We start from the raw sequence: 14,300 nt of genomic DNA, 5'->3' as shown, positions 1-14,300 counted from the left end.
GGGGAGGTGCCCCGAAGGGGCGGAGGGGGTCGAGGGCGATCACGACCTTGCCGCCACCGGCAGCGGGAACGGATCGAGCGAGGGCCGGTCGGCGACCACGCGCGGCGGGTCGCCGATGCGGCGATGCTCGTCGGGCCTGGGCCAGGGGCGGCGGACGTCGAGCTGCTCGGCCACGTCGAGGCCGGCCGACAGCGCATCCTCGTGGAAGCCGTAGCCGCAGTAACTGCCGCAGAAATAGGTGTCGCGCACACCCTGGATCGCATGCAGGCCGCGCTGCGCGCGGATCGCCGCGGCGTCGTACATCGGATGTTCGAAGTTGAAGCGCGCATAGGCCGTCGCAGGCGACGGCGCGCGGCCGGGATTGACCGAGACGAACAGCGGCGTCTCCTCGGGCAGGTTCTGCAGCCGGTTCATCCAGTAGGTGACGCTCACGCTCGCTTCCTCCGAACGGCGGTCGGCGACATAGTTCCAACTCGACCAGACACTGCGCCGCTTGGGCATCAACGACAAATCGCCGTGCAACCAGACCTCGTTCGAGGAATAGGCGAAGCGGCCGAGCAGCTGGCGTTCCGGACCGTCGGCATCCTCCAAGAGCGCCAGCGCCTGGTCGGCGTGGCAGGCCAGCACGATCTTGTCGAAGCGGTCCCAGTGGCCGGAGGCGTCGCGTACCTGGACGCCAAGAGGTCCGCGACGGATGGCGCGCGCCGGCGTCGCGAGCCGCGCCCGGGCGCGCAGCGGCGTGGCGATGCGCTCGACATAGGACCGGCTGCCGCCGCTCACCGTCCGCCACTGCAATTGCGGTCCGATCGTCAGCAGTCCGTGGTTGCTGAAGAATCGCACGAAGCTCTGGGCGGGATAGTTGAGCATGCGGCCGAGCGGCGTCGACCAGATGCACGAGGCCATCGGCACCAGGTAGCGGTCGCGGAAGGCGTCGCTGAAGCCGGCGTCGTCGACGAAGCGGCCGATGGTGAAGTCGAGATCCTCGCTCTTGTCGAGGAGCTGCGGGGCGAGGCGGTTGAAGCGCAGGATGTCGTGGGTCATGCGCAGGAAGGACGGACGCACGACGTTGCGCCGCTGGCCGAAGTAGCCGCCGAACGAGCTGCCGTACTCGAACCGTCCCTCGTCGAGGCTGACGGCGAATGACATGTCCGAATTCTCGGTCGCCACGCCGAGATGGTCGAACAGGGCGACCAGGTTGGGATAGTTGCGCTCGTTGAAGACGATGAAGCCGACGTCGACCACCCGCGTGCCGCCGGGGACCGGCGCGTCGACCGTGCAGGAATGTCCGCCGAAGCGGTCCTCGCGCTCGTAGACCACGACTTCGTGCTTCCGGCTCAGCAACCACGCAGCACCCAGTCCGGCAACGCCGGCGCCAATGACGGCGATCTTCATTCGAAGCAACTCCCTGACATTCACCATACATACGCCGGGGGAGGCGGGACGGATGATGATGATGACCCCCTTCGCCCCCTTCGGGGGCACTTCCCCCGCAAGCGGGGGCAGAGAAGATAGAGTCTTCTCCTCCCCCGTAATCGGGGGAGGTGGCCCGAAGGGCCGGAGGGGGTCAGATCTCTGCCGACTAAGCGCTGCGCTTGATCGTCCGGAAAGCCCCTAGCGCTCGCACGCGGGCAGCGGCGTGGTCGACGAGACGGGCGGGATAGACGTCCGGCGGCAGCGGTTGTCTGGCGGTCCACGGCCGGTGGATCGTCTCCGCCGGCAGGCTGGCGAGTTCGGGTACCCAGCGGCGCACGTAGTCGCCGTTGGGGTCGAACTTCTCGCCCTGCAGGACCGGGTTGAACACGCGCAGGTAAGGCGCGGCATCGGCGCCGGTGCCGGCCACCCATTGCCAGCCGGTGGCGTTGTTGGCTGGATCGGCATCGACCAGCGTATCCCAGAACCAGCGCTCGCCGGTGCGCCAGTCCACCAGGAGATCCTTGGTCAGGAACGAGGCCGCGATCATGCGCACGCGGTTGTGCATCCAGCCCGTGGTCCACAGTTCGCGCATGCCGGCATCGACGATCGGATAGCCGGTGCGGCCGCGCCGCCACGCCTCCAGCGCGTCGCCGGCTTCCGCCCACGGAAAGACATCGAACTCGGGCCGGAAATTGCGCTGCGCCAGGTCGCCGAAATGGAAGAGGAGGCTGTAGGAGAATTCGCGCCAGCCCAGTTCGGCCAGGAACTTCTCGACGGCGGCGGAATGGCCGCGGCCGGTGGCGGTGCGCCAGATCTGGCGCGGGCTGATTTCGCCGAAAGCAAGATGCGGCGACAGTCGCGACGTGCCCTCGACGGCCGGCAGGTCGCGCGCCTGCCGGTAGCGTGCCAGGGCATCGTCGAGGAAATCGGTGAGGCGCCGCGCCGCCGCTGCTTCGCCCGGCGTCCACGACGCGCGCATGCCGCCCGCCCAGTCGGGCGCGGTCGGCAGCAGGCGCCAGTCCGAGAGCCTGTCGCTTTCGGGCCACATGGCGGGCGCCGGCAGGGCCCGGGGTGCCGGCAGGGCCATGTCGGGCGAGGCAAGGTTGCGGCAGGCCCGCCAGAACGGCGTAAAAACCTTGAACGGCTCGCCGGCCAGGGTCTTCACCTCCCAGGGCTCGAACAGCAGATTGGCTTTGAGGCTTTCGGCGACAATGCCGCGCTGGGTGAAGAACTGCTTCAGCCGCGCGTCGCGCTCGCGCGATCCCTGGTCGTAGACGCGGTTCCAGTAGATCGCTTCGGCTTCGCATTCCGCCGCCAGCTCGGCGATGACGCGTTCGGCCGGGCCGCGCCGCAGGATGAGTCGTGAGCCCAGGGTGCGGAGCGAAGCGTCGAGCGCGAGGAGGCTGTGATGCAGCCACCAGCGCGAGGCGGCCCCCGGCGCCCGCACGCCCTCCGTCTCCTCGTCCAGCACATAGACCGGCAGCACGGCGCGGCCCGACCCCAGGCTGGCGATCAGCGCGGGATTGTCCGTCAGGCGAAGGTCGTTGCGAAACCAGATGATGGATGCCGACATGATCGGCATACGGTCGGACGGGTGGGTTGGATCATGATGATGATGCCCCCCTCCGGCCTTCGGCCACCTCCCCCGAAGACGGGGGAGGAGAAGGCGATCTCTTCTCTGCCCCCGCTTGCGGGTCGTCGCTATGGCCGCCAGCGGCCATAGCGACCAAGTGCCCCCGAAGGGGGCGAAGGGGGTCAGAGTCGGGTCAGGACCTCGGACACACCGGCGCCTTGCGCATTTCCAGGTTCGCGAGATCGGCGGTGACCGAGAGCAGGCCGGTGTCGACCGTGAGGCGATCGAGCACGCCGTTGTCGAACACCAGGGCGGTGACGCTGAACAGCGGCTTCTGGTCCTGGCGACCGCGCGAGAAATTCATGAACACCGGCCAGGATTTGCCGGTCGGCAGCGCCACGGGCCGGTCGGCCGGGCGGGCGCTGCGGACGTTGGCGCGGTCCTGTTCGGTGACCTCGACCAGGAAGACGTCGCCGGTCACCTCGGGATCGAACATCAGGGCGGGGAAGGACGCGGCCTTCGCGGCCAGCCGCTCGATCAGATGGCCGATGGCGGCTGTCGGCAGCAGAGTGGGCGGCGGCAGGATGGACAGCGACGGCGGGCTGGTGCCGAACACGATCTCGGCCTTGAGCTCGCCGCCCTGCCGCTGGACCCGACCCTTGACGTCGCGCGGGTTGCCGTTCTGCGTCTGCACGAGGCCGTAGCGGAAGGCGTTGCGCGTCTCCTCGCTGTCGAGCTTTGAGGCCAGACTCATCTTCCACGAGGTCGTGAGCGCGATCTCGGTCCTGATGTCGCGCTTGAGGTGCCAGCCGGCGCAATCCTGCGTGAGGTCGTGCACGGCGGTGCCGATGCGCGGCGCGTTGGCCGCGGCGCCCAGGCGCAGGGTGTATTCGGCGCGGTGCGGCTGGACCTGGGCGGCCACAGCTAGCGGTGACAGCACGGCGGCAGCGACGAGGAAACTCACAACGGAACGCATGGCGGCACCTTGCGCACGGGGTCAGGGCCGGTCAATCGTGCGCGCCATGACTTGGCGGCAACTTGTGGCGGGATTTTGGCACCAGTTCGGTTTGGGGCGCGGGAATCCACCGGAGCCGGCCGCGCCGGAGCAGCAGGCTGACCTGGTGGAAGTCCATAAGGCCGGGCGCCGGCTGGAATTGAGGCGTGAGGGAAGGGTGCTCAAAACCTATCGCGTGGCCCTGGGTTTCGCGCCGGAGCGACACAAGGAGCGCGAGGGCGACGGCCGCACGCCCGAAGGCGCCTATGTGATCGACGCGCGCAACCCGAAAAGTTCGTTCCATCTCTCGCTCCGCGTCTCCTATCCCGACGAGCGGGACAAGGCCCATGCCGCGTCGCTCGGCGTCTCGCCCGGCGGCGACATCTATATCCACGGCCAGCCCAATGGGCCGCGCAAGTTCCTGGTCGGTCATCCGGTCAAGGACTGGACCACCGGCTGCGTCGCCGTCGCGGATGCGGAGATGCGCGAGATCTGGTCGCTGGTGCCGACCGGCGTGCGCGTGGTGATTCATCCATGACGCCGGCCATGAACGCCTTCGATTTCGACTGTGCCGGCGAGACGCTGCTGGCGTTGCCCCAGGGCGCGCTCTACTGGCCGGCGCGGCGCCTGCTGGCGGTGGCCGATCTCCATTTGGAGAAGGGCTCGTCCTACGCCGCCGCCGCGCGGAAACTTCTGCCGCGCCACGACACGCGCCAGACCCTGGCGGCACTGGCCGCCCTGATCGACGCGCTGCAGCCGGCGACAGTGGTATGCTTGGGCGATTCCTTCCACGACCGCGAGGCTGTCGCGCGTCTGGCCGACGAGGAACGCGCCGAGATCGAACGCCTGACCGCGCGCACGCGCTTCGTCTGGATCGCCGGCAACCACGATCCCGCGCCGCCACCTGCTGGCTGGGGCGAGGTCGCGGAAGAAATCGACGAGACGCCGCTAATTTTTCGCCACGAGGCGCATTTCGGTCCGGTGACGGGGGAGATCTCCGGTCACTTCCATCCCGTCGCCGCGCTCACGGTGCGCGGCCGAGGATTCCGGCGGCGCTGCTTCCTGACTGACGGCCATCGCCTCATCCTGCCCGCCTTCGGCGCCTATGCCGGCGGACTCAATGCGCTCGATCCCGCGATCGCCCAGCTCTTCCCCGACGACTACGACGCGCTGCTGGTCGGCCGCGACGCCGTGCGGCGGCTGTCGTGGCGGCAGCTCAGGCCGGATGCGGCGGCGTTTGGCTAAGAGGCGGTGCTAGCAGTGCCTGCAAATCATCGACTTGCAAGTTCAGCAGGTTTTGGCCTATTATTTCGATAGGTTGGCGTTTCTCGCGCCGGCCTTTTCGTTTCCGGCAAGACCTGCCCGTGGCCGTCCGCGGGTTCGCGCTAGAAGCGCCTGGTGCAGCCGCCGCGGGTCCTGACCCGCGGGTGAGACAACAACGGACCCCGCTTTTCCGACGGCCGTCGGGCAGGCATCGAATGACGCCGCGTCAAGCGCGCGCGACGGGGCATGTGGAGACCAACGGCCGATGACTGACACGCACCCAACGAATGGTGCGCCGCGCGGATCCTGATCCACGGAAGGGCGGACTCCGGGCCCACTTTCTGGCCCAACACACGCACGTTTCAGGTGGGCCCGCTCGATCGGCAAAAATCCCGGATGCATTGGCTTTCAGGCGGCTGGAAAGCCAAATATCTGCATGTCGAGTTGGGCCAAATTTGAAAAGTTGGGCCACGGTGGTAGGGCGTCCGTGCACACGCCGCCCACCGCCCGCCGCCTCTAGCGCGGCAACTCGTACTTGAGCGTCACCTCGCCAAGCCCCTCGATCCTGCCGGTGGCGGTGCTGCCGGGCGGCACGAACTGGCAGGCGACCATGCTGCCGGTCGAGACGATCATGCCCTTCTTCAGGGTTTTGCCGTGGTCGCCGAGCTTGTTGGCGAGCCAGGCCAGCGAATTGTAGCAATGGCCCAGCACGTCGCCGGAATGGCCCTCGCGCACCACCTTGCCGTCGAAGGAGATCGAGCCGTTGAGGTTGCCAAGGTCGAGCTTGGCCCAGTCCTTGTTGGGCTTGGCCAGCAGCGAGCCGCCGTTCCAGCCGGCGTCCATGATCAGAGGGTTGACGGCGAGGCGGCTGTAGTCGGCGCCACGGTCCTCGATCAGCTCGAAGCCGGCGCGGGCCGAGCCGACGAAGGCCGCGATCGAGTCCTTGTCGTAGGGCCTGGCCTTCGGCTTCGGCACGTCGGCGTTCACCGTCAGGATGATTTCGAGCTCGACGCCCAGCCGCGTCCAGCGGTCGGCACGCACGGAGGCCTTGTGCTCGAACACGCGCTTCTTGCGGATCGGCCCGTAGGCCGGTCCCTTGAGGCCGGTCTGCGCCAGGATCTGCGGCGAGGTGAGCGCGATCTTGTAACCGACGAGCGGGCCCTGCTTCACGACCTGCTTCTTGAGGAAGGCATCCTGGACCTTGTAGGCGAGCCGCTCGTCGTCGGTCGCGAACTGCGCCGGCCACCAGCCGACGACGGCGCGGGCCTTGTCGACGGAATGAAGCCAGCTGGCGACCTTGGCGATGCTGAGAGCCATGTTGTTCCTCCCCTTGCTTGCAGCGATGCGGACCGCATAGTGCCATCATGGCGACAAAAGCGGTGGAACATTTCGGACCCGTGCGGGCTGGCGCCCTGGTCGGCGTCGTTCTGGCCGGCGGCGAGGGCCGGCGCATGGGGCCGGGGCCGCTGAAGCCGCTGCGCCGGCTGGCCGGCCGGCCGATGGTGGCGCATGTCGTCGAGCGCTTGGCGCCGCAGGTGATGGACCTCGTGGTGATCGCCAACCAGCCTGCCGCGGCCTTCAAGGCGCTGAAGGTGGCGGTGATCGCCGATCCGCCCGACATCCAGCGTGCCGCCAAAAGAGATGGCCGGAAGCTGGGGCCGCTGGCCGGCATCCTGGCCGGCATGGAGTGGGCGCTGGCGCATCATCCGCATGCCGGCTGGATCCTGACCGCGCCGGCCGATGTGCCGTTCCTGCCGCTCGATCTCACGGTCCGCCTGTGCGGCCACATGCATGTGCCGGAGCCCGACGTGCTGATGGTCCGCCACGGCCGGCGGCGCGAGCACACGATCGCGGTCTGGTCGGTGAGGCTCGCCGCCGACCTCAGGCGCGCCGTGCTGGAGGAGGGCGTGCGGCGGGTCGACGAGTTTGCCCGGCGCTACCGTTTCGCCGAACTGGTCTGGCCGGGCGGTGCGGGACCGTTCCTGAACGTCAACACGCCGGCCGAGTTCGCCAAGGCCACGCGCGTGGCCGCTTCAAGTTTACGTGACCACAAGCTATCGAAGCGATAGCCGGCGTGTGACGGAAGGTGAGGCAAAATCGTCGTATGATCGTGTCGTCATCAGCCAAGGAGAACCGCATGACCAAGACCCGCATCGCCATCGCCTCGGCCCTGGCCGCCGCCCTCGTCCTGCCGGTGGCCGCCCAGGCCCAGGGCAACACGGAGAAGTGCTACGGCATCTCCAAGGCCGGCAAGAACGACTGCCAGACCGCCACCTCTTCCTGCGCCGGGACCTCCAAGAAGGACGCACAGGGCGATGCCTGGCTCAGCGTGCCGAAGGGCGCCTGCGAGAAGATCGTCGGCGGCAAGCTGACGGCCGCCAAGGGCTGACGCCGGGACCTTCGAATGAAACCGGTCGCCGGTATCGGGCTGCGCTCGCCGCATCTGGCGGAGATCGGGCGCGACCGGCCGGCGGCCGGCTTTCTCGAGATTCATGCCGAGAACCATCTCGGCGGATCGCCGGCCGGCCAGGCGATCGAGCGCCTGCGCGAGAGTTATGAGCTCTCGATTCATGCCGTCGGCCTGTCGCTGGGATCGGCCGATGATCTCGACGAGGCCCATCTCGCGCGCGTCGCCGCGCTGGTGAGGCGGCTAAAACCGGCGCTGGTCTCCGACCATCTGTCGTGGAGCGTTCACGGCGGGCGCTACTTCAACGACCTGCTTCCGCTGCCCTATACGGAGGAGGCGCTCGAGGTCGTGGTGCGCAATGTGGGCTGCCTGCAGGAGGCGCTGGGGCGCCAGGTCTTGATCGAGAACCCGTCGTGCTATCTGGCCTTTGGCCATTCGACGCTCACCGAGCCGGAATTCCTCGCCGAGTTGGTACGGCGGAGCGGTTGCGGCTTGCTGCTCGACCTCAACAACGTCGTGGTGACGGCGCACAATCTCAGGCTCGATCCGTGCGATTGGCTGTCAGGCCTGCCCGGTGAGGCGATCACGGAATATCATCTGGCCGGCCATGCCGTGAACGATGCCGATGGCGAGCCGATCCTGATCGACGATCATGGCAGCCGCGTCGGGGACGAGGCGTGGGCGCTGTTTGGCGAGGCCGTTCGACGCTACGGCGCGCGGCCGACGCTCATCGAGTGGGACACCGACATTCCGGCGCTCAGCGTGCTGCTCGAGGAAGCCGCCAAGGCCGAGCAGGTGATTCAGCATGCAGAATCCGATGCCGCTCGCGCTGCCTGATCTCCAGGCGGCGTTCGCCGCCCATGTCGCAGGCGGCGATCGCGCCGATCTCGCCGCTGCTGTGGTGGGTGATTCGATATCGGCCGAGGCTCGGCTTCGCATCTACCGCCACCATGTCGCCTACAGCCTCGGCAGCGCGCTCGCGGCCACCTTCGCGACCGTCCATGCTCTGGTCGGCGAGGCGTTCTTTCGAAGCATGGCGCAGCGCTTCATCGGGCAGACGCTGCCGACGCAGCCGGTGCTCACCGAATATGGTGCCGGCTTTCCGGCCTTCGTCGCAGGCTACGAGCCGGCGGCCTCGCTGCCCTACCTGGAGGACGTCGCCCGGCTCGACTGGGCGCTCAATGTGGCGTTCCACAGTCCGGCGGATCGCCGGCTCACCGCGGCCGATCTCGCCGGGATCGCGCCGGAGCGCCTGCCGTCACTGTCGATCGCCGTGCCGGCCGGGACCGCGCTGATCGGCTCGTGCTACCCGCTCCATCGCATCTGGAATGCCTCCCAGCCGGGTGCTTCCGCCGAAGCGGTCGATCTTAGCGCCGGGCGCGCGAATCTCCTGGTGCTGCGCCGGGCCGACGATGCAGCTTTCATCGTCCTGGACGCGGGCGAGGCGGCTTTCGTTGCCTCTGTGGTCGAGGGAACGTCCCTGGAGATTGCAGCGGAGCGGGCAACGAGCGCCGGGCCTTCTTTCGATCTGTCCACCGCCTTCGCCCGACTGCTCGCTTTGGAGGCATTTGCTGCGCCGCAGCAAAAATTGGGTGATGGCCCTCTAAAAGCTCCCGGTTAAGACGCTTTATTGAAGGGAATTTATGTTGCGGCGCACGGCAAGAATTCCTCCGCCCGTGCGTTCGATCTTGCAGCGTAACCGACCATCCCTATACTCCGCGCGCCTTGAAAGTCCGCCTTCCCCCGAGGTGGATGTGCAGTCGCTGCGAGTGGAGTTGCCGACGATGTCGATTACGTTGCCGCAGAATTACCGGCCTACCGATCGCGAATCCTTCATGAACCCGATGCAGCAGGAGTACTTCCGGCAGAAGTTGCTGAAGTGGAAGAACGAGCTGATCGAGGAGTCCAACCAGACGCTGCAGAACATGCAGGAGGAGAGCCTGGCGCAGCCCGATCTCGCCGATCGCGCCACCGCCGAAACCGACCGCTCCCTCGAACTGCGCACCCGCGACCGCTTCCGCAAGCTGATCTCCAAGATCGACCAGGCACTGAAGTCGATCGAGGAAGGCACCTACGGATATTGCGAGGAGACCGGCGAGCCGATCTCGCTCAAGCGGCTCGAGGCGCGTCCGATCGCGACCCTGTCGGTCGAGGCGCAGGAGCGCCACGAACGCATGGAGCGCACGCGCCGCGACGAAGGCGCCGACTGATACTTTCTACTGGGCCTTCGCCTCGTTCTGCATCTCCTGACGATTGAGTGCGCGGCCGGCGCGGCCGCCGCCCGGTTTGCCGTCGCGCCACGCGATCGCGCCGTTGCAGATCACCGTATCGATGCCCTTGGCGGGCGAGATCGGCTTGTCGAAGGTCGCCGTATCGATCACCGTCGCCGGATCGAAGATGCAGAGGTCGGCATAGAAGCCGGCCTTCACCTCGCCGCGCTTGGTGAGATGGAAGCGCTGCGCCGAATACGACGTCATGCGGCGCACGGCGTCCTCCAGCGGGAAGAGCTTCAGGTCGCGTGAATAGTGGCCGAGCACGCGCGGGAAGGTGCCCCACAGGCGCGGATGCGGATGGGCGTCGAACGGGATGCCGTCCGAGCCGATCATGGCGCCGGGGTGGGCCATCGCGGCCTGCACGTCCTTCTCGTCCATCATGAAATAGATCGCGCCTGCGGGCTGGATGCGGTCGGCGGCTTCCTTCATCGAGCAGCCCATTTCGGCGGCGATGTCCTTGAGGTCGCGGCCGCTCATGCCGGCCACCTTGTCGGACCAGGTGATCAGCACCTTGTCGGCACGGTCGAGCATGTCGGAGCGCAGGATCGTCGAGCCGGCGATATAGGGATAGACGTCGAAGGCGATCTGCTGCTGCTTCATCGCGTCGGTGAACTTGGGCAGCGTCTCCACCATGCGCCCGAAGTTGGAGCGGCCCGAGCACTTGTGATGCGAGACGATGATCTCGGCGCCGACGCGGCGGCCGATCTCGAAGGTCTCGTCCATCGCCTCGATGATGTGATCGCCTTCGTCGCGCATGTGGGCGGTGTAGACGCCACCCCATTTGCCGAGCGGCTTGGCGACCTCGGCCACCTCGTCGGTCGGCGCGGCGGCTGAGACGGCGTAGAACAGACCGCTCGACATGCCGATCGCGCCCTGCTCGAGGCTCTGGTCGAGCAACTCGCGCATCTGCTTGATCTCGGAGGCGGTGGCGCCGCGATTGAGATCGTCGCCCATGGTGTTGATGCGCAGCGTCCCATGGCCGATCAGGAAGGCGCCATTGATCGCAGGCTTGGCCGCGTCGATCTTGCGCGCGAAGTCGGCGAAGTTCCTGGAGAGATTTTCTTTCTTCTTGATGATCAGCGACATCCAGTGGCCGACATCGGGGCGGACGTAAGGCGCGGCGGAGACGCCGCAATTGCCGCAGACTACCGTGGTCACGCCCTGGCTCACCTTCATCGCCATGGTCGGGTTGTCGATGAGGGCGGTATCGTCGTGCGTGTGTACGTCGATGAAGCCCGGCGCCACGACCTTGCCCGTAGCATCGATCTCGTTGTCGCCCTTCAGCGATCCCGAGGCGCCGACCGCGGCGATCCGGTCGCCCTTCAGGGCGACGTCAGCCGCAAACAGCTTCTTGCCGGTGCCATCAGCCACCTGGCCGTTGCGAATGACGATATCGTAAGCGGCCATAAAGGAACTCCTAGGCTTCGTTGCGGCCGAGCCGCATGTCGAGATCGAACGGATAGAGCGGCCGCTTGACCTTGGTGTACTTGAAGAGCTTGAGGTCCGACGCGGTGCAGCCATCGCCGTCGCACATCACGATGTGTTTGGCGATCGGCTCGAAACCGGCGCGGAAATGCTGGCGCGATTTGATCAGCACGAACTTCTTGGCGCGGGGATCGATGCCGCAATGGGTGAAGACGCCGAGGTCGTAGGGCTCGGCGCGCTTCTCGGAGACCACGATCTGCATCTTGCCGGTATCGAGCACGGCAGTGCGGCCCATGCGCACCGTGGTGCCAGTGGCCATCGGGCCGGTGACGGTGAACTGACCGTCGGTGATCGCCTTCACCCTGCCGGTAACCTTGAGCGGTTTGCCCTTGAGGCCCATGGCCGGCATGTCGATCTTGCCGCCCAGCTCGAGCGTGATCTCGGCACCGACGCCGGCCTTGATCATCTGCTCGACGCAACCTGGATCGCAGATCGGGCCGGCGCAGGCGTCTTCCATGCCCTGGTTGATGGCCTCCTCGATGACACTCATCACGTCCTGGGTGCCGCCTGACGCGGTATTGTCGCCATGGTCGGCCATGACCACCGGGCCGCCTTCCAGCGACTTGGCGCGCGCCACCTGGACCGACAACGGCTCGGGATGGAACAGGAAGCCCTCGCGCTTCTCCCACGCCGTATCGAGGATCTTGTTCAGCAGGACCTCGCCCTCGGCCGTGCGCTTGTCGCAGACGATGACCGAGGAAAGCGCGAGGTGAGGGATGTCGGCCTGCGGGAAGCCGCCGAACACCGAGGCGTTCAGCACCTGGCCGGTGTCTTCGGCCTGGTTGGCCATGGCCATCAACGTCTTCATCGGCTCGCGCGAGGGCGTGTGGACCAGCGAGCTGCTCATGATCGGCCGGTTGCCCCACACCATCCGGGGCTCGATCTCACCCGCGAGCGTCCGCATCAGGGTGCGGCCGGCGCGGCGCGCGGTGTCGGCCATGTCGATGTGGGGATAGGTGCGATAGCCGGTGATGATCGTGGCGCCCTTGATCATGGCGTCGGTCATCTGGGTGTGGAAGTCGAGCGCCACTGCGACCGGCACGTCAGGCGCGATCTTGCGGATGCGGTTCAGCAGCTCGCCTTCGCCATCGTCATAGTGTTCCGCCACCATCGCGCCGTGCAATGCGAGCAGAACGGCGTCACATCCCTTCTTGATCTCCTCGACGATGGCCGTCGTCATCTGTTCGTAGGCGGCCCTGGTGACGAGACCGGAGGGATGGGCGCTGGCAGCCATCGGCACGGTGAATTCGGCGCCCGCCCGGCGGGCAACCTCGATGAAGCCGCCGAGCGAGGTGTTGGTGCCCTCCGATTCCTTGATGGCGAGGGGGCCGGCCAGATCAGCTGCTCGGGCGAAGGATTCGATCGGGGTGGGCAGGGGCGAGAACGTGTTCGTCTCGTGCATCATCATCGCGACTACGAACTTTTTCGCCAAAACTGCCTCCACCCTCAATTAAGCCCTCGTGCAATCTACATAGATGCAGACCCTCTGCGTCCGGAGCAGCATTGCGCTCAGCGCAGAGCTGGGTCGCATGATTTTGGTGCGTTGCAAAAAAGCCACACCCGAGTTCCATCCTCGATCTTAGTTAAATCTGCGAATTCAGGGCTCTTTTTCGCTCTTGAAATCTCTTCGCAGGTGCACCATTCTTTGTGGGCAGCAAACGTCACATCTGTGACCTTCATTGTTTGCTGTATGCCCGTCTTGGGCGTTTCCTCCCTAAACTCGGGCCGTGCTTGTCACGGCCCCTTTTTTTGGCCGGTTGGGCTTATTCAGCGGCTAGCGGCCGCGGGAGCAAGATTTCCAGGGCATGATTGCCGATTTCCTCAAGCAATCCCGCCATCAGCCGTTCCACGACGCCGGCCACCGGCAGCCTCTCGTGGCGGGCTTCGTCCATGTAGAGCGCCCGATTAATTTCGATCTGCAGAGCATGGCGGGCAAGCCCGGGACGACCATAGCGCTGGGTGGTGAAGCCGCCGGCATAGGGTTGGTTGCGCAGGACCCGCAGGCCGCGGGCAGCCAGCCAATGTTCGGCGCGCTCGACCAGTTCGGGCGCGCATGATTCACCATGATTGTCGCCCAGGACGACATCGACACGGGTATCCCGCTCTCGCGGGCCCAGGCTCGATACCGGCGCCGCCGACACTGATGACGGCATCGAATGGGCGTCGATCAGCAGAGCGGCGCCGAACCGGCTGTAGGTCTGCTCGACCAGGCCCGACAAGGCCAGGTGATAGGGCCGCCAGCAGGCCTCGAGCCGGTGCTCGATCATTTCTGCCGGAACCCGGCCGCGGTAGATCGCCTCGCCGCTTGCCGCCAGGCGCGGGATCATGCCGAGGCCCGCGGCGACACGGGTCGTGCGGTGATTGAGCGGCCGCGGCAGCGGCCCCTCGAACATGGCCGGATCCAGTTCGTAGGGTTCGCGGTTGGCATCGACGTAAGAGCGCGGGAAACGGGCCGCCAGCAGGGGCACGCCGAGCGACGGCGCCGCGCCAAACAACTCGTCGACGAAGGCGTCCTCGGCCCGGCGCAGGGCCGCGAGCGGCACCGCCGCCTGGGCCAGGAATTCAGCCGGATAGTTCGATCCGCTGTGGGGGGAGGCAACCACCAGCGGCATGGTTTGGCGCGTCGGCAGGCGGCAGTCCAGAGCCTCGTGATCGGGCGGGGCCAGCGAAAAATCCATCCCTGCCTCATAGCGCGCGGGGCGGGGCGCGTCACGCCCCGCGCTCTTGCCAATCCACGGGGAGCGATGTAGACGACCGGGCTTCCGCGTTTCCCTGTGTACCTACACAGTGCAACGCGAGCGGCGATGGGCGCGTAGCTCAGCGGTAGAGCACTGTCTTGACATGGCAGGGGTCACAGGTTCAATCCCTGTCGCGCCCACCATCGCCCCACCA

14 protein-coding genes and 1 tRNA gene are annotated in these 14,300 nt (G+C 66.8%); 8 read left to right on the top strand and 7 right to left on the bottom strand.

Features of this window, described 5'->3' with window-relative positions; translation table 11 throughout:
- Positions 1–39: 39 nt before the first annotated feature.
- The 3 genes from EPO55_RS18470 to EPO55_RS18460 form a co-directional block, all read right to left on the bottom strand.
- Positions 40–1,392 (bottom strand): FAD-dependent oxidoreductase, encoded by a 1,353-nt coding sequence (locus EPO55_RS18470; protein WP_296338567.1) that lies wholly within the window; start codon positions 1,390–1,392, stop codon positions 40–42.
- Between the two features lie 187 nt (positions 1,393–1,579).
- Positions 1,580–2,986 carry a deoxyribodipyrimidine photo-lyase gene (locus EPO55_RS18465; protein ID WP_363719360.1) on the bottom strand — a complete coding sequence of 469 codons (1,407 nt, stop codon included), beginning with the start codon at positions 2,984–2,986 and terminating at the stop codon, positions 1,580–1,582.
- 193 nt (positions 2,987–3,179) lie between these two features.
- Positions 3,180–3,962 (bottom strand): DUF1849 family protein, encoded by a 783-nt coding sequence (locus EPO55_RS18460; protein WP_296338563.1) that lies wholly within the window; start codon positions 3,960–3,962, stop codon positions 3,180–3,182.
- Here EPO55_RS18460 and EPO55_RS18455 point away from each other — a divergent pair.
- A complete protein-coding gene (locus EPO55_RS18455; RefSeq protein ID WP_363719357.1) occupies positions 3,961–4,518 on the top strand; it encodes a L,D-transpeptidase family protein in 558 nt (185 codons plus the stop codon). The genes EPO55_RS18460 and EPO55_RS18455 overlap by 2 nt on opposite strands.
- Complete coding sequence (gene pdeM, locus EPO55_RS18450; RefSeq protein ID WP_296338561.1) at positions 4,515–5,225, top strand: ligase-associated DNA damage response endonuclease PdeM; 711 nt, start codon at positions 4,515–4,517, stop codon at positions 5,223–5,225. Before EPO55_RS18455 ends, pdeM begins: the two co-directional genes overlap by 4 nt.
- 534 nt (positions 5,226–5,759) lie before the next feature.
- Here the strand turns inward: pdeM and EPO55_RS18445 are convergent.
- Entirely contained in the window at positions 5,760–6,560 is an 801-nt protein-coding gene (locus EPO55_RS18445) for a hypothetical protein (RefSeq protein ID WP_296338559.1), read from the bottom strand.
- 47 nt (positions 6,561–6,607) lie between these two features.
- On the opposite strand from EPO55_RS18445, the gene mobA reads away from it, so the two are divergent.
- From mobA to dksA, 5 genes are all read left to right on the top strand, one after another.
- Positions 6,608–7,312 carry a molybdenum cofactor guanylyltransferase gene (gene mobA / locus EPO55_RS18440; RefSeq protein WP_296338556.1) on the top strand — a complete coding sequence of 235 codons (705 nt, stop codon included), beginning with the start codon at positions 6,608–6,610 and terminating at the stop codon, positions 7,310–7,312.
- Between the two features lie 68 nt (positions 7,313–7,380).
- Entirely contained in the window at positions 7,381–7,632 is a 252-nt protein-coding gene (locus tag EPO55_RS18435) for a DUF2282 domain-containing protein (protein ID WP_296338554.1), read from the top strand.
- Between the two features lie 15 nt (positions 7,633–7,647).
- Positions 7,648–8,487 (top strand): DUF692 domain-containing protein, encoded by an 840-nt coding sequence (locus tag EPO55_RS18430; protein WP_296338552.1) that lies wholly within the window; start codon positions 7,648–7,650, stop codon positions 8,485–8,487.
- Positions 8,468–9,271, top strand: coding sequence for a DNA-binding domain-containing protein (locus EPO55_RS18425; protein WP_296338550.1), 804 nt, complete (start codon positions 8,468–8,470; stop codon positions 9,269–9,271). The genes EPO55_RS18430 and EPO55_RS18425 overlap by 20 nt, the downstream gene beginning before the upstream one ends.
- 163 nt (positions 9,272–9,434) lie before the next feature.
- The gene (gene dksA, locus EPO55_RS18420; protein ID WP_296338548.1) at positions 9,435–9,860 is read left to right on the top strand and encodes an RNA polymerase-binding protein DksA; all 426 of its coding nucleotides are present in this window, start codon (positions 9,435–9,437) and stop codon (positions 9,858–9,860) included.
- Between the two features lie 6 nt (positions 9,861–9,866).
- On the opposite strand, the gene EPO55_RS18415 is transcribed toward dksA, so the two are convergent.
- The 3 genes from EPO55_RS18415 to EPO55_RS18405 all read right to left on the bottom strand — a co-directional run bounded on the left by EPO55_RS18415 (position 9,867) and on the right by EPO55_RS18405 (position 14,086).
- Positions 9,867–11,330 (bottom strand): D-aminoacylase, encoded by a 1,464-nt coding sequence (locus EPO55_RS18415; RefSeq protein ID WP_296338547.1) that lies wholly within the window; start codon positions 11,328–11,330, stop codon positions 9,867–9,869.
- A gap of 10 nt (positions 11,331–11,340) precedes the next feature.
- A complete protein-coding gene (locus tag EPO55_RS18410) occupies positions 11,341–12,840 on the bottom strand; it encodes a M81 family metallopeptidase (RefSeq protein WP_296338545.1) in 1,500 nt (499 codons plus the stop codon).
- 331 nt (positions 12,841–13,171) lie between these two features.
- A complete protein-coding gene (locus EPO55_RS18405) occupies positions 13,172–14,086 on the bottom strand; it encodes an N-formylglutamate amidohydrolase (protein WP_296338544.1) in 915 nt (304 codons plus the stop codon).
- 128 nt (positions 14,087–14,214) lie between these two features.
- On the opposite strand from EPO55_RS18405, the gene EPO55_RS18400 reads away from it, so the two are divergent.
- A tRNA-Val gene (locus EPO55_RS18400) sits at positions 14,215–14,289 on the top strand.
- Positions 14,290–14,300: the final 11 nt, after the last annotated feature.

It is taken from the genome of Reyranella sp., assembly GCF_004296935.1.
Lineage (GTDB): Bacteria > Pseudomonadota > Alphaproteobacteria > Reyranellales > Reyranellaceae > Reyranella.
Note: the sequence above shows the minus strand (reverse complement) of the source record. Positions and strands in the feature narration are given on the sequence as shown.

Excerpts from the sequence above, each read along its gene's own strand:
- EPO55_RS18425 (WP_296338550.1), top strand. The coding sequence starts at position 8,468 with ATGCCGCTCGCGCTGCCTGATCTCCAGGCGGCGTTCGCCGCCCATGTC.
- EPO55_RS18405 (WP_296338544.1), bottom strand. The coding sequence starts at position 14,086 with ATGGATTTTTCGCTGGCCCCGCCCGATCACGAGGCTCTGGACTGCCGC.
- dksA (WP_296338548.1), top strand. The coding sequence starts at position 9,435 with ATGTCGATTACGTTGCCGCAGAATTACCGGCCTACCGATCGCGAATCC.
- EPO55_RS18460 (WP_296338563.1), bottom strand. The coding sequence starts at position 3,962 with ATGCGTTCCGTTGTGAGTTTCCTCGTCGCTGCCGCCGTGCTGTCACCG.
- EPO55_RS18435 (WP_296338554.1), top strand. The coding sequence starts at position 7,381 with ATGACCAAGACCCGCATCGCCATCGCCTCGGCCCTGGCCGCCGCCCTC.
- EPO55_RS18430 (WP_296338552.1), top strand. The coding sequence starts at position 7,648 with ATGAAACCGGTCGCCGGTATCGGGCTGCGCTCGCCGCATCTGGCGGAG.
- EPO55_RS18445 (WP_296338559.1), bottom strand. The coding sequence starts at position 6,560 with ATGGCTCTCAGCATCGCCAAGGTCGCCAGCTGGCTTCATTCCGTCGAC.
- mobA (WP_296338556.1), top strand. The coding sequence starts at position 6,608 with ATGGCGACAAAAGCGGTGGAACATTTCGGACCCGTGCGGGCTGGCGCC.
- EPO55_RS18455 (WP_363719357.1), top strand. The coding sequence starts at position 3,961 with ATGGCGGCACCTTGCGCACGGGGTCAGGGCCGGTCAATCGTGCGCGCC.
- EPO55_RS18415 (WP_296338547.1), bottom strand. The coding sequence starts at position 11,330 with ATGGCCGCTTACGATATCGTCATTCGCAACGGCCAGGTGGCTGATGGC.
- EPO55_RS18465 (WP_363719360.1), bottom strand. The coding sequence starts at position 2,986 with ATGTCGGCATCCATCATCTGGTTTCGCAACGACCTTCGCCTGACGGAC.
- EPO55_RS18470 (WP_296338567.1), bottom strand. The coding sequence starts at position 1,392 with ATGAAGATCGCCGTCATTGGCGCCGGCGTTGCCGGACTGGGTGCTGCG.
- pdeM (WP_296338561.1), top strand. The coding sequence starts at position 4,515 with ATGACGCCGGCCATGAACGCCTTCGATTTCGACTGTGCCGGCGAGACG.